Annotated in this window: 22 protein-coding genes; 19 read left to right on the plus strand and 3 right to left on the minus strand. The window is 50.9% G+C overall.

Annotated features, from left to right (window positions below; translation table 11 throughout):
- Positions 1-22 precede the first annotated feature (22 nt).
- The 8 genes from AB1611_20170 (at position 23) to AB1611_20205 (ending at position 8,482) form a co-directional block, all read left to right on the plus strand.
- On the plus strand, positions 23-511 hold the full coding sequence (locus AB1611_20170; GenBank protein MEW6381899.1) for a type VI secretion system tube protein Hcp: 489 nt from the start codon (positions 23-25) through the stop codon (positions 509-511).
- Between the two features lie 86 nt (positions 512-597).
- Complete coding sequence (gene tssE, locus AB1611_20175; GenBank protein MEW6381900.1) at positions 598-1,074, plus strand: type VI secretion system baseplate subunit TssE; 477 nt, start codon at positions 598-600, stop codon at positions 1,072-1,074.
- Positions 1,075-1,209: 135 nt separating this feature from the next.
- A complete protein-coding gene (gene tssF, locus AB1611_20180) occupies positions 1,210-3,015 on the plus strand; it encodes a type VI secretion system baseplate subunit TssF (GenBank protein ID MEW6381901.1) in 1,806 nt (601 codons plus the stop codon).
- On the plus strand, positions 2,979-4,010 hold the full coding sequence (gene tssG, locus AB1611_20185; protein MEW6381902.1) for a type VI secretion system baseplate subunit TssG: 1,032 nt from the start codon (positions 2,979-2,981) through the stop codon (positions 4,008-4,010). Before tssF ends, tssG begins: the two co-directional genes overlap by 37 nt.
- 14 nt (positions 4,011-4,024) lie before the next feature.
- Positions 4,025-4,375: a nucleotidyltransferase domain-containing protein gene (locus tag AB1611_20190; GenBank protein MEW6381903.1), complete on the plus strand. Its 351-nt coding sequence runs from the start codon at positions 4,025-4,027 to the stop codon at positions 4,373-4,375.
- Positions 4,376-4,705: 330 nt separating this feature from the next.
- Complete coding sequence (gene tssH / locus AB1611_20195) at positions 4,706-7,348, plus strand: type VI secretion system ATPase TssH (GenBank protein MEW6381904.1); 2,643 nt, start codon at positions 4,706-4,708, stop codon at positions 7,346-7,348.
- Positions 7,349-7,473: 125 nt separating this feature from the next.
- Positions 7,474-8,088 (plus strand): putative adhesin, encoded by a 615-nt coding sequence (locus tag AB1611_20200; GenBank protein ID MEW6381905.1) that lies wholly within the window; start codon positions 7,474-7,476, stop codon positions 8,086-8,088.
- A gap of 184 nt (positions 8,089-8,272) precedes the next feature.
- Positions 8,273-8,482 carry a hypothetical protein gene (locus AB1611_20205; GenBank protein MEW6381906.1) on the plus strand — a complete coding sequence of 70 codons (210 nt, stop codon included), beginning with the start codon at positions 8,273-8,275 and terminating at the stop codon, positions 8,480-8,482.
- A 94-nt stretch (positions 8,483-8,576) separates the two neighbouring features.
- On the opposite strand, the gene AB1611_20210 is transcribed toward AB1611_20205, so the two are convergent.
- Both AB1611_20210 and AB1611_20215 read right to left on the minus strand, forming a co-directional pair.
- Positions 8,577-8,891 (minus strand): HigA family addiction module antitoxin, encoded by a 315-nt coding sequence (locus AB1611_20210; GenBank protein MEW6381907.1) that lies wholly within the window; start codon positions 8,889-8,891, stop codon positions 8,577-8,579.
- Between the two features lie 2 nt (positions 8,892-8,893).
- Entirely contained in the window at positions 8,894-9,202 is a 309-nt protein-coding gene (locus tag AB1611_20215) for a type II toxin-antitoxin system RelE/ParE family toxin (GenBank protein ID MEW6381908.1), read from the minus strand.
- Positions 9,203-9,443: 241 nt separating this feature from the next.
- Here AB1611_20215 and tssI point away from each other — a divergent pair, with 241 nt between their 5' ends.
- The 10 genes from tssI (at position 9,444) to AB1611_20265 (ending at position 18,730) form a co-directional block, all read left to right on the plus strand.
- Complete coding sequence (gene tssI / locus AB1611_20220) at positions 9,444-11,624, plus strand: type VI secretion system tip protein TssI/VgrG (protein MEW6381909.1); 2,181 nt, start codon at positions 9,444-9,446, stop codon at positions 11,622-11,624.
- A 5-nt stretch (positions 11,625-11,629) separates the two neighbouring features.
- Positions 11,630-12,136, plus strand: coding sequence for a DUF6484 domain-containing protein (locus tag AB1611_20225; protein MEW6381910.1), 507 nt, complete (start codon positions 11,630-11,632; stop codon positions 12,134-12,136).
- 45 nt (positions 12,137-12,181) lie between these two features.
- Positions 12,182-12,637, plus strand: a complete 456-nt coding sequence (locus tag AB1611_20230) for a DUF4150 domain-containing protein (GenBank protein MEW6381911.1) — start codon at positions 12,182-12,184, stop codon at positions 12,635-12,637.
- Positions 12,637-13,812 carry a hypothetical protein gene (locus AB1611_20235; protein ID MEW6381912.1) on the plus strand — a complete coding sequence of 392 codons (1,176 nt, stop codon included), beginning with the start codon at positions 12,637-12,639 and terminating at the stop codon, positions 13,810-13,812. The genes AB1611_20230 and AB1611_20235 overlap by 1 nt, the downstream gene beginning before the upstream one ends.
- A gap of 77 nt (positions 13,813-13,889) precedes the next feature.
- A complete protein-coding gene (locus AB1611_20240; protein MEW6381913.1) occupies positions 13,890-14,600 on the plus strand; it encodes an AHH domain-containing protein in 711 nt (236 codons plus the stop codon).
- 33 nt (positions 14,601-14,633) lie between these two features.
- Positions 14,634-15,281, plus strand: a complete 648-nt coding sequence (locus AB1611_20245) for a DUF1629 domain-containing protein (protein MEW6381914.1) — start codon at positions 14,634-14,636, stop codon at positions 15,279-15,281.
- Positions 15,271-16,041, plus strand: coding sequence for an Imm49 family immunity protein (locus tag AB1611_20250; protein MEW6381915.1), 771 nt, complete (start codon positions 15,271-15,273; stop codon positions 16,039-16,041). Before AB1611_20245 ends, AB1611_20250 begins: the two co-directional genes overlap by 11 nt.
- A gap of 15 nt (positions 16,042-16,056) precedes the next feature.
- On the plus strand, positions 16,057-17,103 hold the full coding sequence (locus tag AB1611_20255) for a DUF2169 domain-containing protein (protein ID MEW6381916.1): 1,047 nt from the start codon (positions 16,057-16,059) through the stop codon (positions 17,101-17,103).
- Positions 17,104-17,115: 12 nt separating this feature from the next.
- Positions 17,116-18,489, plus strand: a complete 1,374-nt coding sequence (locus AB1611_20260; protein ID MEW6381917.1) for a HEAT repeat domain-containing protein — start codon at positions 17,116-17,118, stop codon at positions 18,487-18,489.
- A 52-nt stretch (positions 18,490-18,541) separates the two neighbouring features.
- On the plus strand, positions 18,542-18,730 hold the full coding sequence (locus AB1611_20265) for a hypothetical protein (protein ID MEW6381918.1): 189 nt from the start codon (positions 18,542-18,544) through the stop codon (positions 18,728-18,730).
- Between the two features lie 618 nt (positions 18,731-19,348).
- On the opposite strand, the gene AB1611_20270 is transcribed toward AB1611_20265, so the two are convergent.
- Positions 19,349-19,777 carry a pyridoxamine 5'-phosphate oxidase family protein gene (locus AB1611_20270; GenBank protein MEW6381919.1) on the minus strand — a complete coding sequence of 143 codons (429 nt, stop codon included), beginning with the start codon at positions 19,775-19,777 and terminating at the stop codon, positions 19,349-19,351.
- A gap of 565 nt (positions 19,778-20,342) precedes the next feature.
- Here AB1611_20270 and AB1611_20275 point away from each other — a divergent pair.
- A partial coding sequence (locus AB1611_20275; protein MEW6381920.1) for a hypothetical protein occupies positions 20,343-20,579 on the plus strand: 237 nt, incomplete at its 3' end.

Here is a 20,579-nt window from a genome sequence, read left to right on the forward strand (position 1 = left end):
ATAGATCAGGAGGGAACAGATCATGGCTTTTGATGCATTTTTAAAAATTGACGGCATTGAGGGTGAAAGTACGGACGACAAGCACAAGGGCTGGATAGAGATATTGTCCTATAACTGGGGCGTAAGCCAGACAGCATCCGCTACTGCCAGCTCCTCCGGAGGGGCCGCATCGGAGAGGGCAAATTTCCAGGATTTTTCCGTTGTCAAGATGCTGGATAAGGCTACTCCGAAGCTGGCTCTGGCCTGCTCTTCAGGCCAGCATATCAAGGAGATCACGCTCGAATTATGCCGTGCCGGTGGCGATAAGGTGCCTTACATGGAGTATAAGATGAACGAGGTTCTCATCAGCTCGTATAGTGTCGGCGGTGCAGGCGGTGGCGAGCCGACGGAATCACTGAGCTTCAATTATGCAAAGATCCAGTGGACCTATACCCAGCAAAAACGCGCTGATGGTACCCCCGGAGGCAAGATACCGGCCGGATGGGACCTTGCGGCAAATAAGAAGGTATAAGGCAGAAAAGACAGTGGTCAGTGGTCAGTAAAAACACTGAACTCTGCAAACTGATGATTCTTTCTCTGTGAGGATAGAATAACCGGATGCAGGAGAACCGGCAAAATATCCAGGCATCTATCCTGGACAGGCTCATAGATTACGAGCCGGAGGTTACGCAGGAGCCTGTCCAGCGGCAGGTGCTGAGTATCGAACAGGGCAAGGCGGCTGTTATACGGGACCTTGAGAATCTTCTCAATACCAAGAGCATCGTCATTTCCATCCCGCCGGTATACCGGCAGGTCAGCCGCTCTGTTCTTGTCTACGGAGTGAGGGATTTTACCTCGCAAAACCCCAAGAGTATTGCCGTAAAAAAGCAGTTGCGCCAGAATCTGGAGGAAACCATCGCCAGGTTCGAGCCAAGGCTGAGGAATGTGACCGTCCAGGTTGAGGGGTCCACCGGAAACGAGCGAAGTGTCAGGTTCAGGATCACCGGTCTTCTGATCCTCGATCCCCTGACGGCACCCGTAACCTTTGATACCCTGTTCGATATCAATCGGGGTGAGTACACTATCCAGGGGTGATAGTGGTCAGTGATCAGTGGTCAGTGGTCAGTGAAAAGAAATAATGAACCAGAAGTCAGAATAAAAGCAGTCTTTCTCCTGACTCCTGACTTCTGACTCCTGACTTCTGACTTCTAAGAATGGTGATATACCCATATGATGGAAGATGACATTCTCCACTATTATGAGCAGGAGCTTACCTTTATCCGCGCCATGGGGGCGGAGTTTGCCAGAAAATATCCCAAGATCGCGGGGAGGCTGCTCCTGGAACCGGACAAGTGCGAGGACCCGCACACCGAGAGGCTGATCGAAGCGTTCGCCCTGCTCTGTGCACGCATTCAGAAGAAGGTCAACGATGACTTCCCGGAGATAACCGGGTCATTGCTGAACATCCTGTATCCTCACTACATTGCTCCTATCCCTTCCCTGTCGGTGGTGAAGTTCGAGCCTCTGAAGACGGTGCCGCCCGGAGGATACCGGATCGAGAAGAATACGGCACTCTATTCCAAACCCGTGAGCGGCTTTCCCTGTCAGTTCAGCACTACCTATCCCGTTACCCTGTGGCCGGTTGAAGTGGTGTTTGCAGGGCTGAAGGACCCGAAGAAAGTGGTGAGAAATGCCCAGCAGGCCCTGGTGATTAAGCTCAAGACCTTGAACAACCTCAAGTTTTCTCAGATCGGCTGGGAATCCGTGAGATTTTTTCTGAATGGTCAGGGGCAGCATGTGTATCATCTCTATGAGCTTCTGTTTAATAATGTCTGTCACGTTGAATGTGAAACGACCGACAGCCGGGGGAAGAGTGTATCGGTAGCTCTGGCCCCTGAGAACATCAAGCCGGTGGGGTTTGCTCCTGATGAATGGATGCTTCCTTATTCATCGAGGTCTTTTCCCGGTTACATCCTGCTCTTTGAATATTTCTGCTTCCCCGAAAAGTTCCTGTTCTTTGACCTCGACTGCCTTGACAAGCTGCGAAGCGAACCAGGGCATGATACGCTCGATATCTGGATATATCTGAACAGGCCTGCCAAACCGAACCTTCTGGTCAATGCCGATACCTTTTGTCTCTCGGCAACGCCGGTGGTCAACCTGTTCAGGCGCATTGCGGAACCGATCCGGTTAGAGCGAAAGAAACCGGAATACCTGGTTGTCCCGGACAGCAGAAGGGCAGAGGCAACCGAAATCTACAGTGTGGACCAGGTTGCCGCCTCAATGACAGGCTCCCTGGCGGAAGGGACAGACTTTTCGCCCTTTTATTCCCTCAGACACCACCTGAGAGAGGATGAGAATCTCGACCGGAAAGCCTTCTGGCATGTCCAGAGAAGGCCATCGGGCAAAAAAGGTGATAACGGCACGGAGATTTTTCTCTCCTTCACCGACTGGAACCTGAAGCCCACCGATCCGGGAATTGAGACCCTGACCGTGTATACGACCTGCACCAACCGCGACCTTCCCGCCCGTCTCCCCTTCGGTGATCCGGAGGGAGATTTCGAGATGGAAACTTCAGCCCCTGTAGCCCGGATAAACTGCCTGATAAAACCGACCCCCACCCGCAGACCGCCCCTTGGAGGAGGGCTTCAGTGGCGTCTGGTATCTCATCTGTCACTCAATTACCTCTCCCTTGTCCAGGGGGGAGAGGATGCGCTGCGGGAGATCCTCCGGCTGTATGACTTTGACAATTCACCGGTTACCCGGCAGCAGATCAACGGGATCGTATCTGTCAGAGCAGAGCCCATCACCAGGAGAATCGGCCAGTCCTTTGGCCGGGGAATACGGACAACGATCCAGTTCGACGAGGACAGGTACGTCGGTACCGGGCTCTATCTTTTTGCTTCGGTACTGGAAAGGTTTCTGGGACAGTATGTCTCGGTCAACTCCTTTTCACAACTGGTCGTCAAAACACTCCAGAAAAGTGAGGTATTGAAAAAGTGGCCGCCGAGGAACGGCAACAGGATACTCCTTTAGAAGACCGCCTTTTTGACGAATATTACCGGTTCTCCTTCTTTATGGCCGTGCACCTTCTGGAGCGCCTCTACCCGGAGAAAAAGCCGGTAGGCAGCAGCCTGAGCCCTGTCGATGAAGCGGTGCGGTTTTCGGTCAAGCCCGGGCTTTCGTTTCCGGCAAGTGATATATCGGATCTGGGCTGGGACGATGAAGGCAGGCAGGTCCGGATGGGAGTCTCGTTCATGGGATTGATTGGCCCCGCCGGGGTCCTTCCTCACTGGTATAACGAGCTGGCTTTGCAGAGGAAGTGGGAAAAGGATTTCAGCCTGACCGCTTTTCTGGATATTTTTCACCACCGCCTTGTGTCATTGTTCTATCTGGCCTGGAAGAAAAGCAGGCTGGCTGTCCAGTATCAGCCCGGAGCCGGGGACAGTATCTCACGGTATTTCTTAAGTCTCATGGGCCTGGGAACACCAGGGCTTTCGGACCGCATCGGATTGCCGGAAGAATCGCTCATCTGCTATAGCGGGCTTTTTGCAAGGCCGGTCCCGTCGGCTGTGGCCATTGAGCTTGCAGCAGGGTATTTTGCCGGGACCAGGGCACAGGTGGAGCAGTTCATCGAGCGGGTCATTGCCCTCGATCCGGAAGATCAGACCTGCCTGGGGGTGGCTAACCACCAATTGGGAGAGAATGCTCTGTGCGGAAACTTCGTCCGGGAAAACCAGACGAAATTCCGCGTCAATCTCGGACCGATGGATTATGCGCATTTTATCCGCTTCCTGCCGGGCGGTGACCTGCTGGGGCCGGTCTTTTCGCTCCTGCGGTACATGGCAGGGCTTGAATATGAATTCGAGATCCGGTTATTGCTGAAGCGGGAAAGTGTGCCGCTGTGCATAATAGGCAGGAAAGATAACCTGTCCGCCCGTCTGGGGTGGACCACCTGGCTCACGACGCCGGGAACTGTTTTTCAGGATGATCCCTGTCTGACTTTTCAGGAAGGGGATATTGGAAGGTGAAGTCAATGCCAAAAATGCCAAGATCTTATGAGTGGGAGATAACCCCTGAAAAAGTCGAAATGGCCATTCAAAGAATTATTGAAGTCGGCCATCCATTGAAACTTATCCTGTTTGGCTCGTATGTTCGTGGCGAGACGACCATCAATAGTGATCTTGATATTCTCGTTGTAATGCGGAATGATATTATCAATCAACGACAAGAGAGTGTACGGATTCGGCGCGCTCTGCGGGGCATATCCATGCCTATGGATATTATCGTTGTACCGGAAGAAAAGTGGATACAGTTGAAGGATGAGCCCGGCCTGATTTACCGGCAAGCCCTGAGAGAAGGAAAGGTCGTCTATGAATCCTCAAACAGCATCTGATGTTGATGAGGTCATTCGAACCTCTGAACAGACAATATCATGGGCCAGGAGCATGGTATGCAAAACGCTCATATATGGTGGCCATTACACTGTTTGGATCTGATGCCTTTGCGGAGTGAAAATCCTATAGAAAGGGTTTCCCGCAGAGACGCAGAGGCGCAGAGAAAATAATTTGTCTTTTTTACCTTTGCGCCTCTGCGTCTCTGCGGGAGAAATATTAATGTGTTGTCTTACCAATATGAGCGATGCGAAAACAAAAATAAATAGGAATATAGGTAAAATTGATTGATAACATTGTGGCCTCAAGGACAATCATGGCCGGAGGGAAAAATGCTAAATACGAATATGAAATCCATGATCGGGAAATTGAATAGAACCTGCCGCAACGCGCTTGATTCAGCGACTAGTCTTTGCCTGTCTCATACCCATTATCAGGTGGATATCGAACATTTCCTCATCAAGCTGCTTGAGGTCCCCAATACGGACTTTCAGAAGATTCTCAGGCACTTCGAGATTAACGAAGGCCGTGTCGTATCGGACCTTACCCTCGCTCTGGAGTTATTCAAGCGGGGGAACGACAGAACTCCCGCTCTGTCGCTACGTCTGTTCCACATGATTCAGTATGCGTGGCTGGTCGCTTCCGTCGATTTCCAGGCACCTGTCGTCCGATCGGGGCATATCCTGCTCGCTCTCCTATCCGATGATGAGATGGCACGTATCCTGATTCTGAGCTCCGATGCCTTGAGGAAGATCTCGGTGGAGACGCTGAGCCAGCACCTTCGGGATATAACTTCCGGGTCAAGCGAAGACAAGGATGCCGGAGTAATGGCTGAGGCGGCAGCCATGCAGGGAACAGGACATACCCCCGCAGTGGGGACCAGGGCCCTTGACCAGTACACCATCAACCTGACTGACAGGGCGCGCAAGGGTGAGATCGACCCGGTTCTTGGCCGTGATACGGAGATCAGGCAGATGATCGATATTCTGATCCGACGGCGTCAGAATAATCCCATACTCACAGGTGAAGCGGGCGTGGGCAAGACTGCTGTGGTCGAGGGATTTGCCTTAAAGATTGTCCAGGGAGATGTGCCTCCGCCGCTTCGGAATGTGGAAATCCGCACCCTTGACCTTGGGCTGCTCCAGGCGGGTGCCGGGATCAAGGGAGAGTTCGAAAACCGGCTCAAGTCGGTCATCACCGAGGTGAAGGCATCGCCCACTCCCATTATCCTGTTCATCGACGAGGCCCACACCCTTATCGGTGCAGGCGGGGCCGCAGGCTCCGGCGATGCTGCCAATCTGCTCAAGCCTGCCCTGGCCCGTGGAGAGCTGCGCACCATTGCCGCCACCACCTGGTCGGAATATAAAAAATACTTTGAAAAGGATGCCGCTCTGGCCAGAAGGTTCCAGGTCATCAAGGTTGAGGAGCCGGATGAGGAAAAAGCCGTGGTCATGATGCGGGCCATTTCCCCCTTTCTTGAAAAGCATCATCAGGTCATGATAACCGATGCGGCCCTGATCGATGCGGTCCGCCTGTCCCACCGCTACCTGACCGCCCGGCAACTGCCGGATAAGGCCGTGAGCGTGCTGGATACCGCCTGTGCACGGGTGGCCATTGGTCTGACCACCAGCCCTCCGGCGGTCGAAGAGGTTACCCGAAGAATCGGCGAGATCGAGCGGGAGATGAAAATCCTGGAGAAGGAATCCCTGATGGGGGGCGATCATGCCGAGCGTATGCAGACCCTGTCCGCAGAAAAGGAAGCGGCGCAGGGGAGGCTTGAGGAGCTTACGGCCAGGTGGCAGGGAGAGATGGAGATCGCTCAAAAAATCATCGGGCTTCGCCGGGAGATTCATGAGGCTTTTGCCAAGGACCCCGCTGACGGCACTTTGGCTGGAAAACGCGAGGCATTGAAGGGGCTTGAGGCGGACCTTGCCAGGGTGCAGGGCAGCGCCCCCCTGGTCCAGGTTGTGGTTGACTCCAATATCATCTCCGAGGTAATTTCGGGCTGGACCGGTATCCCCACAGGGCGGATGCTGACCGATGAGATCACCACGGTGCTCAGGATGGGAGAATTGCTCGGTGAGCGGGTCATCGGCCAGGACCACGCCCTGTCAGCCATTGCTCAGAGAATCCAGACTGCCCATGCAGGTATCGAAGATCCGTCGAAACCGACCGGCGTCTTTCTCTTTGTCGGACCGAGCGGCGTGGGAAAGACCGAGACCGCCCTGGCGATTTCGGATCTCCTGTATGGCGGTGAGGAAAATGTAATCACCATCAATATGTCGGAATACCAGGAGGCGCATACGGTTTCAGGGCTGAAAGGCTCGCCTCCGGGCTATGTCGGCTACGGCGAAGGTGGAGTTTTGACCGAGGCGGTGCGAAAGCGGCCCTACAGTGTAGTGCTTCTCGATGAGGTGGAAAAGGCCCACTCCGATGTGATCGAGCTTTTTTACCAGGTCTTTGACAAGGGCACCTTAGAGGATGGCGAGGGCCGGCGGATCGATTTCAAGAATACTCTGATTATCCTGACTTCCAACCTGGGAACGGATACGATCATGAAGCTGTGCGCCGATGAAGAAACCATGCCCACGCCGGAGAAACTGGCCGAGGTGCTCAGGCCCGAACTGGTCAAGCACTTCAAGCCTGCCTTTATAGGCCGCCTGATCGTGGTCCCCTATTTTCCGATCACGGACGAGAACATGAAGCGTATCGTGAAGCTGAAGCTTGACAGGATCGCCCGGAGAATGTGGGAAAACCGGAACGTCTCGTTCAAGTATGACGACGGCTTGATCGAGGCCATTGCCGGAAGATGCAAAGAGGTAGAGAGCGGGGCACGGAATGTGGACCATATCCTGAGCAACACCCTGCTGCCTGAAATGTCCAGGGAATTGCTGGGCCGGATGGCCACGGGTGAGCGGATAGAGGAGGTGAGGGTAAGCTTGCAGGGGGATGGGTTTGGATTTGAGATAATTTAAGGGGGAAAACAACTACGGGAGCATGCCTGGTGGTTAGTAAATAATAGCCAGGGGAAAAAATCGAGTGATAATAATCAGGGAGTAGTTTTTCTTTATCATTGATATAACGAGGGTATACCTGGCTCGTGAGAGCCCGCTTTCACGAGTCGATTCCCAATACCCTGCAGGAGGTTGATAGTATGAAATGGACGGACAGTACCAATACCGTAACTCTCTACACCGGCGATACCGGCTTTGAAGCCGGAACCAAGACGCTGATAATTTCAACTCACGGTGGATTGAGTGGTAGCTTTACAAAGCCTTACCCTTGCGTTATCAAGTTTGCGACCCCCAAAGGAAGCGCGCTCTGTGCCAGCCTCCTCGATGCTATTAATGGGAATGTCACCGAGTCGGAAATTGCAATTGGAGGGAAAATAAAGAGTGACGACTATGATCTCGCCTATTTCGAACATGACCCGTCCAGCAGGAGAATCGAAAGTGCCCTGGCCGGGAATACCGACTACGACGTTCTCACGCTGATGCCAAATAAGAGCTCAAAACTGTCAACAATTTTAACCTGGCTCAATAGCTGGAAGTTAAAGTACGTTGGCATCCTGTGCCTCTTTTGCCGGGTTACCGGAAACGACGATGATTATACTTTTATCGGAAGGAGGGTTAAGCATGTTTTGCAGCCCAATCGGATGCAAGTCTTGTCCACGGCGATTGCGCTCGAGCTCAAAGCTAAAGGACTGGTCCACTAGGTGGATGATTCATTAAAAGGGGAAGGCTCTCAGCTAAAGATGCTATCCATCTGGCATATGCCCATTATTCCAAGGCCGGCTTTTTCCTGACCTGTGATGATCAACTCATGAAACAGGCTAAACAATTAAAACTTGCGATAAGAGTTATGAATCCGGTAGATTATATCAGGGAGGTGATAGTCTAATGTCAAAGGTAGAGATAGCGGACGATACAGAAATAAGAATAAGGGGAATAGAAGCCTTAAACAAGGCCCTTGGGCCTACTGCTGCTCTCAGATTTCTAACTCTCCTCCATCGCGAGCCCACTGATTATGTCGAAATTTCTCGGCGACTTTATGAGGGGCAGACCATAGACGAAATATTTGACCGATCCAGGAAACAGTGGAAAGAATAGCCACGAATCAGGTGAATCGTAGGGGCACACATATATGGAATAGAAAAGCAGCTTTTTCCACTGCTTTACCCTTATGCGATCAGGGGATAACTGATTAAGCTGCATCCAGTGGATGAATCTGAGATAGCTCTTTATGATAGCGCTGTTCAGACTGCCAGAGGTCCCGTGCGCGTTGTGCATCGAGCCAGAATTCAGGCGAATTTCCAAAGAGACGGGATAATCTTAAGGCCATGATGGGAGTAACGGCACGCCGCTCTCTTAACAGCTCATTAATGGTCTGGCGTGATACACCCAAGGCAGCAGCCAGGGATGAAACAGTCAGCCTATAGTCAGGCATGAAATCTTCCCTGAGCATCTCTCCAGGGTGTGTTGGCGGAATTTCTCGTTTGGTTGTGTTTGGTATAGCCATTGTTATGCTCCGTAATGGAAATTTGTTCCCTCATGGTAATCGGTTATTTCAACATCATATGCATCACCGTTAAGGAAACGGAAACAAATACGCCATTGCTCGTTGACGGATAATGAAAATTGTCCCTCTCTATCTCCTGTAAGGGCATGTAAGCGATTGCTTGGGGGTACTCTGAGATCATTCAAAGTTGCTGCCAAATCGATATACTCCAGACGCCTTATAGCCCTTCTGATCAAGCTCGGTGGCAGTCGTTTTGATTTACCCGTTGTAAAGAGCTGTTGTGTTTCTTTATCGGCGAATGTTTTTATCATCTATGAATGATAACTCGTCACGTGACGGGTGTCAATGATTGAATCTTAAGATAAGGTTTTCAAATATTGGCCATTTATGATAAAATTTAGTATAAGCAAATAGATGATGTCAAGCTAATAGCTCTCAATCGCCGTGATTTCTTTGGAGAGAAAGTGTCATAATGGCTTTGGCAGGGGCATTTTAAATACCGGATACACCAAAGAGGTAAGTTTCGATCCAGCAAGAAAGGGAGAAATCCTTATGCCATACACACAAGATGACAGACTGATAGCCATCGATACCCCTCTGGGGAAGGATGTGCTGTTGCTTTCGGGGTTTCGTGGGGCAGAAGGGCTCTCCTGCCTGTTCGGGTTTGAGCTGGACCTGCTCTCGGAGAACCATAAGATAACATTTGAGGATATCATCGGCAAACCCGCGACCATATCCATTGCCCTGGCAGACGGGGACAAGCGCTATTTTCATGGCCTTATAGCGCGTTTTTCCCAAGGGCGGGGCGGAGGTGAAGCCGGAGGAGGAGACCCCCGCTTTTCCCATTACCGGGCCACGCTGGTTCCCTGGTTATGGCTGCTTACCATGACCGCAGATTCCCGGATATTTCAGAAGCTCTCCGTGCCGGACATTGTGGAGAAGATCTTTCAGGAAAAAGGCTTTTCCGACTTCACCATGAAGCTCCACGGCAGTTTTGCGCCGAGGGAATATTGTGTCCAGTACCGGGAGACGGACTTCAACTTCGTATCACGCCTCCTTGAAGAAGAAGGCATCTATTACTACTTCGAGCACGAGAATGGAAAGCATACCCTGATTATGGCCGATGCCCCCCAGGAGCATAAGCCCTGCCCGAAGCAGAAAACCGCCCGTTATCAACTGAGCGCCGGCGGCCTGCTGGAGGAGGATGTCATCACCGCTCTGGAGAGGGTTCAGGAGATCAGGCCCGGTAAGTATTCGCTGAATGCCTACAATTTCGAGATCCCCAATACCGGCCTGGAGGTGAATGTCCCCGGCATGTACAAGCTGGGACCCGGAGAGCGGGAAATCTACGACTATCCCGGATCCTATGCCAAAAAAACAGAAGGTGACCGGATAGCCAAGATCCGCATGGAGGAAGAGGAGGCAAAGATCACCACCCTGCGCGGGTCGAGCACATGCCGGGCCTTCAGCAGCGGATACCGATTCGGGCTCTCTCACTTTTACCGGGATGACCTGAACAATAAAGATTATGTCCTCACCTCGCTGGATCACGAGGCAAGCCAGGGGTTGGAACGGGAAGCAGAGCTTCTCTATCGCAATAACTTTACCGCTATTCCCTTCGATGTGCCCTACCGCCCGCCTCTTTCCACCCCAAAGCCGGTGGTTCGGGGCAGCCAGACCGCAATCGTGGTGGGCCCTGGCGGCGAGGAGATCTATACCGACCAGTATGGCCGGGTCAAGGTCCAGTTTCACTGGGACAGGGAAGGAAAGAAGGATGAAAAAAGCTCCTGCTGGATCCGGGTCAGTCAGCTCTGGGCAGGTGCGGGATGGGGAGCCATGTATATCCCCCGGATTGGGCATGAGGTCATCGTCGATTTCCTTGAAGGCGACCCTGATCAGCCCATAATCACCGGTCGAGTGTACCACGGCATCAATATGCCGCCCTATGCGCTCCCGGCTGAAAAAACCAAAAGCACAATCAAGTCGGATTCGTCCCTCGGCGGGGGAGGTTCCAACGAGCTTCGCTTCGAGGACAAGAAGGGGGAAGAGGAAATCTTCATCCACGCTGAGAAGGATGAGAACATTGTCGTTAAAAATGATCAGACCATTGTCGTTGGCAATGACAGGGCCGAGTCCATCGGGCGAGACCGAAGTCTTGAGGTAGGGCGCGACAAGTCGGAAAAAGTGGGGCGAAATAAGACGATTCAGGTGATCGCTGAGCATACCGAACAGATTGGCGCCGGGATGAATATTATGGTAGGCTCGAATCTCACCGAGTCCGTGGCTGTCAACTATGCCGAGACAGTGGGTGCGGCTATGGAGCTTACTGTGGGAGGAGCACTGGCTATCACGGTCGGCGCGGCCATGTCTGAAACGGTCGGCGGTGCCAAAGTCGAGTCAATCGGGGCGGCCAAATCGGAAAACGTTGGGGGAGTGAGCTCATTAAATGTTGGAAATAACCTCACTGAGTCAGTAGGGAAAGATAGAGTCATCCAAATTGGCAAAGATTTAAAGGAGAATATTGGCGGCCAGCATAATGAATCGGTTACCAAGGAGTATATCCTCCAGGCAAAGAAAATACAGCTTGTAGCCAGTGACGAGATTACTATCAAGACAGGAAAAGCGGAAATAATCCTGAAAAAGAGTGGCGATATCACGGTTAAAGGTAAGAAAATCAATATCAAGGGAAGTGGGGATGTAATTATCAAGGGCAGTAAAATTAAGGAGAATTAAAAAAGATGCAAACTACGATGACTAAACCGCTGGACCTTGGCATGGTGTGGTCTCCTGAAATAAAAAACTTCTGTGTCGGCTGGATCGTTGAAATAACCGAGAATGGCCAGGCACTGGTGGATTTTCCCGGCAACCTGATGGGACCTGTCAAAGCCCGCTCGATCATGGCGTCACCTGCAAAGCCAGACAGCTATGATCAGGAAAACCCTTCCGTCCTGCTGGTATTCGAAAAGGGAAATTCCACCTTGCCTATTATCGTTGGCATCATTCACGACAAACTCTATCCGGATCCTCCTTCGGATGAGATGGTGCTATCTGTGGACCGGCCCCGTGAAGGTATTCTGGATGGCCAGAAGATGGTCTTGGAGGCCAGGGAAGAGATTGTGCTGCGCTGCGGCAAAAGTTCGGTGATGCTCAGAAAAGATGGCAAAGTCGTAGTCAAAGGAACTCAGATTGTGAGCCGGGCCTCTGCCGTAAACAAAATCAAAGGCGCCGCGGTAAAGATCAATTAATACCTGACAACTGATAATTAATGATTGGTTCAAGGAGAGTTTTTCATGGCAGTAACCGTCGGAGTGAATAATCTTTCGGTAGTCCATAAGGATAGTGGAGGCGTGACCATAGCCTTCCCCGATGTGTGCAAGACTCCAAGCCCTGCCGGTCCTGTCCCCATTCCCTATCCGAACATTGCCAAATCCTCCGATACGGCGAAGGGGAGTAAAAAGGTGAAGTGCGATGGCAATCCCATCTGCCTCAAGGACTCGAATTTCAGCATGAGCACCGGCGATGAGGCCGGGAGTGCGGGAGGCGTCGTCTCAAGTAAGACCAAGGGCAAGGCTGAGTTTGTAAATTTTTCCTTCGATGTTATGGTCGAAGGGAAAAATGTAGCCCGCGCCTTTGACTTGATGCTCCATAACGACAAAAACACCCCGCCCTTTCCCGTGATGCAGGGGCCGGTGGTGGCAGCGGGAGATGATAAGCCCGTTTGCTACCTGTGTGGGGAAGAATTTTAATGAGCATCGCTCATCCGATGGATACTATTGTCATTACCGGCAGAGGCATGGTTTCCTCTTTGGGACATGATGTGGTCACGGGTTGTGCTGCCGCGAGAGCCGGGATTGTTCGGGCAGAGCAACTTGATTACCCGGTCCGTTCACCTGAAGATGGAGAAATTGAAAATGCCATTGGTCATCCGGTCCCCCTATTGACTGAGGGTTTTGAGGGACCTGCCCGGCTGCTCAGGCTCGTTCAGGCAGGTCTGGCTGACTTACAGAAGCAGGCAGCGGGCTTGCCCTGGCTGTCATTCCGCGTTAGATGCTACCTCTCACTGCCGAATCCCTTGAGACCTCATACGGGAATTCCGCTCGACATGGAGGAAAAGGATCGGCAGGCACAAATTGAGGAATCCCAGGAGGCTGAAAAAGAACCTCCAAATGCGGACCTTGCGCAACGGATACTCCAGGAAGCTGCCCGGCTCAGTGGATGGCAGGGCGATCTTCCCCTCCTCCAGTTTGTGACAACTTCAGGCAATCCTGGCGTAGCTGAAGCCCTGGGAAGGGCTATTGAAGATTTATCTCAAGGGAAAATCGATCTGGCTCTGATTGGGGGAATCGACTCTCTCCTTGATGAGGATACCCTGGCATGGTTGGAGAGCAGGGGACGTTTCAAGACTCCAAGCACTCCATCCGGTCTTCAACCGGGCGAAGCCGGGGCGTTTTTGCTGGTGGAAACTCTGCAAAGTGCACGGGCAAGAGGAGCTCATGCACTTGCTGTTGTGCAGAAAATTTGCCTGACTCAGGATGCCGGGACACTGCTGACAGGAGAGCCTCCGCTCGGCGCCGGTTTAGCGGAAGCTCTTATCGGCCTCACCGAAAGTGCGGACTGGGATAAAGCTCAGCAGACAGTCTGGCTGATCACTGATCAGAACGGTGAATCTTACCGGGCAATAGAGTGGGGCAATGCTCTTATTCGGCTGCGGGCGCGCTCATCGGTATTTGCAAATCCGCTCCTGTGGTATCCGGCTGCCTCATTTGGTGACACCGGCGCTGCCAGTGGTGCGGTAGCCATCTGCATGGCGACCGGGGCATTTGTGCGCAATTATGCTCCAGCTCCAAAAGTAATAGTCACATCCTCGTCGGAAGGTCCGCTCCGGGCAGCAATTCTTTTAGCGGCATATTCCACAAAATAAGCATGAGGGATTAGAAGAACATGGCTGAATCACAAGGAAGGCACAGCGAGGGAGTCAAGGTGGGGAAATTCTGTGCGGTGCGCAAAAGCACCTGTGGATGTGGGGAGAAGTATGTAAAAAACTGTGCTCCTTCCCCACCATGGCCCAAATACCCTCAGCAGCAAGTTACCAAAAAGGGCAAGCTTATAACCCGATGGAGATCTCATGAGGCTCATCATGTTTTGTGCGTAGCTTCAGTAACTAAAGCGTTGTCCGGGGTTATTGCCAAGAAAATCCTTCGCCAGACTGAATGGTGTATCAACGTCAAGGAGAATATGATTGCCTTACCTATGTGGGCACATACGATCCAATGGTATTGTACAAGAAAGGGGAATTTAAAAGAAAACGTGGAAAAAATTCCTCCCTTTAAAAACCTTCCAATGCATAATTCTGACCATGATTCCTATATCGATGAAGTAGATACAAAATTGGAAAATATTGTAGAAAAGCTTGAAAAAAAAGCTGACAATCATGAAGAATGTTCAAAACAACTCAAAAGTAAATTGAATAAACTCAGAGATGAGTATAAGAACGAGCTTATAAGAAGAGGAAAGAGGCGGGGTGGTACCCATAAGGCATGGGAAAAGGGGAGAGAAAAAGTAAAGGAATGGTATTTCCCGTTTTCCATGGCCGATGATGGCGATGTAACCGAAAGAACATTCCCCCTTTCAGGGAAATTATCGGATGGAGAAATTGCCCGCAAGATCGAAGAATATGTCAATGCCTTACAGGGAATATCCAAGGCTTAACTTTGCCATGTATAGAGAATCGAGGATGATTTGATGCGATTAAACTATGTAATCTGGGCTTCTCAAAAATTGCCAAATGCCTGTGTGTTGGAGAAGCTGGAGGGTGTTGAAAAAAAGTGGGAGCTTAATGAAGGTGTTTCCCGGGCTGCCAGCTTTCCTACGGATGCTTTCTTCCATATGCACAGAGATCGCCCTTATGATACGCTGCTAACAGACAATCTGAAGAACATAAATATGCTGATAGTTGGCTCCGGTAGACTCAAAGAGTTTCTTGAAAAGCGGAGAGTTGAGAAAGTCGAGTACTTGCCCGTCACTATTCTGGATCATAAGGACAAGCCCATAAGGAGCAACTATTTCATTATCCACCCTATAGACCCGGTTGCCTGCCTCGATATCGACAGATGTGGTGCTACGTGGGATGAACTTGACGAGGATGATATCGAATCTGTACAGCGGATTGTGATTGACGCATCAATGATTGATGAGGAACGTCAGGTAATTAAGATCGAGCGAAAGCTTTTCCGCCCCCGGCACTTCTATCGCATTACCCTTATCCGGCGAGATCTGGCAGAAGCAATTGATGCTGAAGGCTTTACTGGAATCCGCTGGGTAGAGATGGATGATTATCCCCGGCCTGGATCCGGTGATTATACTGGTGAAGAGAGTATTCATGAAACTTGAAGAATACGGCGAACCTTTGGCCTATGAGATAGCCTTCTGGATGCAGGGGCTGACCAATCCCGAATACCCGGTCGAGGAGCTTGGACGGTTGAGCCTGGAGCTTTCAGACAAGTTTCGTGCGCTCGCCATCATTGTTCTCCTGGTCAAAGGTGATAGCGACCTTTTTTACCACAATCTGATCCGCAGCGGAAGGGCTCGCCTGATTTACCTCCAGAGGCTGAAAAGCGAAGGGATCGGGCAGGATCACCACCAGGCATCAGGGCGCTATGAGCCGCTGCTCGATGCAATAGCAGCCGGTGATTTTGAATTGGCGCATCGTATCATCGAGCTTTCACCTGCCGAATGGCAAAAGGGGCACGAGTACGAGGATGACTATTGTTATGCCCAGGTCCTGCACAGGCTCGTTCAGGAACCTGTTCCCGAACAGGAGATTCCGCCGTTATTCAAACAGTTTGAAGCCTACCTGGAAGGGCAGCCGAGTGCACGGCTGGATGTATGCCGGGCGATCGTGGAACAGGATCAGCCGGCCTTTGATGAAGCCTTTGCCGATCTGCTCGACGATCGTGAGGCCCAGATTGCCGCGAATAAAGCCCGTGGTCAGTTGGAAGAGCCCTCCGTTGTTGCTCAGCGGCAGGTGTTCATTGAGGGGTTGGCTCTTTTGCGGCTTGCCGGACGGCGTGGGCTGGCTACACAGCCGGACTATCGCTATTGCCCTTCCCTGGCCAGGATACCAATGAAGACACCATTTCCCGGTGAATAGGATGAAGTAACAGCCATGAGTCACCCTGCAATAGAGAATACAACACCTTTTGCCTTTGAGCCATTGTTTCTCGCGGACGAGGAGGGGCGGCCGCTCCTTGTTCTGGTGGTGAAGGCAACTTATTGCATCAGGGGAGGATCACTGCTGTCACTGGCGGAGAAGCAGGTCCCTGTCAACCTTTCCGGCGAATATTGGGGTGATCCGCAAATCTCCAGTTATAAGTACGAGCCGGAAACCGCTTTTATCAAACCTGCCACTGACATTATCCTGATTGGCCATGCCTATGCACCGGCATCAGGTGCCAGAGAGGTAAATGTGGGCTTACGTGTCGGGCCAGTGGAGAAGGGAGTGAGGGTTATCGGCGACAGGTATTGGGTCAAGTCTTTTGGCCTTGTCTCCATGACCAAACCCGCACCCTTTGATCGCATACCCCTGATCTATGAGCGGGCCTTTGGGGGATGGGACCGCAGCCACCCGAATCCGGAGCGGCACAGTTTTGAGCCTCGAAATCCCGTAGGGACCGGGTATCGTGACAAACAGGGAATATTTGAAGAAGGAATCCGGCTTCCGAATCTCGAGGACCCGCGACACCTCATCAAGAGCTGCAAGGATAAACCTCCGCCGGCCGGATTTGGCTTTACTTCGCCGAATTGGCAGCCCAGGGCCGGTTTGGCGGGAACTTACGATGAGGTCTGGATGAAGCAAAGGATGCCGCTGCTTCCGCAGGATTTTGACAGGAGATACTTCAATGCCGCCCCGGCGGATCAGATAGCTGCGGGGTTCCTTAGGGGTGACGAGCCGGTGGTGGTTGTGAATGCTTCACCAGGTGGCAGGATGGCTTTCAATCTGCCGGGGATATCGCCAGTGCGATGCCGCGTGGAGCTGCGAAACCGCAGGACCGAACATCTGCAAACCCGGCTTGATACGGTCATTATCAACACTGATGAAAATGTGCTTTTCCTGATCTGGCGAGCCAGCCTGAGAGTAAAAAACGGCCCTCAGGATGTTATTGCTCTTGAGGTACAGACAGAGGGTAAAGATTCAGCCCTCCTGAACAACTGACTATGTGACTCTATGACCACATCTATCCGGGATTTTTTAATCGAACTTTATCAGGAGTACCTGGAGGAGGCATCTTTCCTCTATGAGCAGCGGCTTGCACTTTTTGAAGATCCTGAAATCACCTGGCAGGATATCGGTGATTTCGAGCAGCGCTTCGAACCGCATATTGATGGCCTGGTAGTCGGGGGAGAACTGGCTCTGGAAATCTGCCAACTACGGGCGAGGGAAGGAGACTTTGGAGAACTTCATGCCGCAGTGATTGTTTTCTGCCGACAGAATCGCAAAGACCTGGTCCGGCAGGTGCTGAAAGAGCTCGATCCGGAGGATGCCGAAAAGATGAAAGCCGTAAGCGATGCCCTCAAGTACGAGATTCCGACAGAGTGGCAGGATGAATTCCTGCGGATGATCTCGGAAGATGAAAGCTGGCCGGAGAATAAGAGAGAACTGATCCCGATCATAGCCAGCCTTGCCGGGTATCGGCGACTGAAGGCAGGAACGGGAATTCTGCTGGCGGCACTCAGGGTCACTCCTGCTGATTCCCTGCCGGAAGTTATCCGGGCACTTGGCCGGTTGGGTGAACAAAGTGCCCGGCTACTGCTTTTACCATATTTGCATCATGAAGATGAATCGGTCTCTTCGGCTGCCGCGCTTGCACTGCTGCGCCTTGGCGAGCAGCAGGCAATAAATTGCTGTTCGGGCCATGCCCCGTCCAAAGGCCGGCCGCTTATTTCGACAGCTCTGGGTGGCGGACGCTCATCAGTTCAGGTTCTTCTGGAAATGGCCAGAACCGGCCAGACAGGGGCCGATTGTCTCATCGGCCTGGGTTTGTTAGGAGATATTTCCGCCTTGCCAACATTGCTAGTTTATCTTGGCCATCCCGAAGCTGCCGAATCCGCGGCCCTGGCACTTCATCTCATCACTGGTGCACAGCTTTACGAAGAAGTCTTTGTCCCCGATGAGATTGACCCGGATGAGTTGTTTGAAGGGGAGCTTGAGAATCTATCCCAGGGCAAGGTCCCGACCAGGCCTGATGGAAAACCTTTTGGCACCACGATTACCCGCATCTCCCTGAATCCCGAAGTCTGGCAGAAGTGGTGGACCCAAAACAGATCGCGCTTTTCCCCGCAAATCCGCTATCGCAATGGCCAGCCTTATTCACCAGCCTGTCTTCTGGCTAATCTGGAGTCTGAGCAAAGTCCGCATAAGATACGACAATTTGCTTATGAAGAGCTGGTTATCCGCTATGGGCTCGATCTCCCCTTTGAAACCGATATGCCCGTAATCCGGCAAAAACAAGCTCTGGCCTCCTGCGCCCAGTGGGTCGAAAACAATAACAGCCGCTTTCGTGAAGGGCAATGGTATTTTGCCGGACAGATAATACCATAACGCAAATAATGCCATAGCAACAAGATAACCATATCCAGAGGGAATCGCAGGAATGCAGGGTACGCGACCAATAGGTATTGTTTTTTTAGCCCTGGCTTTTTTCTTCCTCAGCCTTTCGATCAGCAGGTACTTTTCAATGGGAAGAAAGGCTTCTATCAGCCAGAAGATCTGGTTTCAGATAGCTTTTATTTTTGCCCTGGCTGGACTGGCTCTCTACTTTTTGCAGGTCTGGCTAAAGTAGCAGTTAGAGTGCAGATTATTTGCCTAAAAGTAAGGAGAATTGCAGCAAGTCCCAAAAGAACAGTGATGCCGGTTCCCAATACCCAATACCCAATACCGAGTAGTTTTGCTATCGGCCTTGATTTCAGCTCTTAGTGCTTTATTGTCCTCGATGATCTTTTCAACCTTCTGATCTAGTTGAAACTTCTCGGCTAAGAATTTGTCGAAACATTCTATATGCTCTGACATTGTGTTTCTCTCTTAAATTACCTTACTGCCGTTTTTTGTTTATCAGTTTTACATTCCATAAGGTTCTCAAGGTTCCACCCTTTTAACTCGGCATGCTGTGTCTACTTTAAAGGCCTTTAATCCAGCATCCTTAAGGAGAATGGCAATGATGCTCTTACACCCTAAAAGATAATGCTCCTGCCTTCTGCGGCGGCAGCCGCGGTGGATGAGTTCCAACTTGGCTTCTGTAAGTGCCATTCTCCTTAATGAGCCTTAAAATAATCAGCATTTAAGCTGATTCATGCTTGTGTCGAATACTTAATTTCACGTTCATCAATAGCAGGCTTCTCATGTTAAGCTGGACATGCTCTATCCGGATAGGGCATGTCCATGCCCACAAAATCTCCCTTCCTTATTCACCCTCGGATAACCTGATATATTCTTTCGGCGAAAAATTAGTTTCAAAAGACCAGGTATGGGCGATACAATCAACCACTCGAAAGATGGTTAATATTTCAAGTCCCATTTTTTCGACCCAGGGTTTGAGAAAGGGGCGATGCTCGACGATTTCTTTCTTAACCTCTTCATCTTCAATAAATATGGCCTTGCCTGACACTCTGATTTGAATATTTCTGCTGCTGCTGAAAAAGCAGAGCTCGACATTGGGGTTATTATGCAACTGCCTGGATAAATCCTTCATACTGCCGGTGTGAAAGGTAATACCCTTTTCATCCGCCCTGTACATCAGCATACCCCTTACATGAGGTACATTGTTCTCAGAAGTTGCCAGGTAGCATGCAGGATTACTGTTGATAAATTCAAGTATTTCTGCCTTGTTCATAGATGCTTTCCTTTCAAGTTTTACAGTGGGGTCATCTTTGACCTTATAAGCCCCGCAGTCGCCGCAGGGGTTGATCACCCTCGTATGAAAATAGCAGTGAATTCACGCCCGAAGTTCATTCTTAATGATAACCTAAATTTTCTCCTTTTTCAATGCAGTAAAAAACCAAAAAAGGTCGATTATGTATTGTCAAAGTTAAGGTTGCTTTTATTTGAATGAGTGAAGTAGTTATTCCGCCTTATTTAGGTTTATGATTTTAGGTTAAATAAGGCAAAACGGGAAGTTATATTTATGAATCCTGGACCAGATTATACGCCTGGTTTGAATTATTAATAAGATAACACGAGAGCAGGGTTTTTCAGGCTGAAATGGTCTGCCTCATGAGGGGAATTCCGTATCTCTTGTATGTGTGCTGAGTGTTGAGTTAACGAAATGAGGATTACACATCTGTAACGCATCAGCCTGCGTTATTTACCACATATAAACAAAACCAAAGTCATGGATATTAAACATAAAGTCTTGAAGATATATTCACAATGTCAGATTATCGAGGGAAAGTTACCTTATGCGCACATTTAGAATGATCGTTCTGACTCCGGCCGGAAAGCCAGAACCTTCCATGGCCATAGCAGCAAGCCGGGCCGGGGAAGTAGGGGTCCTGAATCTTGAGTATTCCCGTGATCTGCGGACTGCTCGAGAAGGTATTGAGCTGTTGAGCAAATATGGAAGAAATGATTTCGGAATCAAAGTGGATGGGCAGGCCGGTGATTTTCTCGGTGAGCTCGGCTCCTATCTTGCGGAA

It is taken from the genome of bacterium, from assembly GCA_040755755.1.
Classification (GTDB): domain Bacteria; phylum SZUA-182; class SZUA-182; order DTGQ01; family DTGQ01; genus DTGQ01.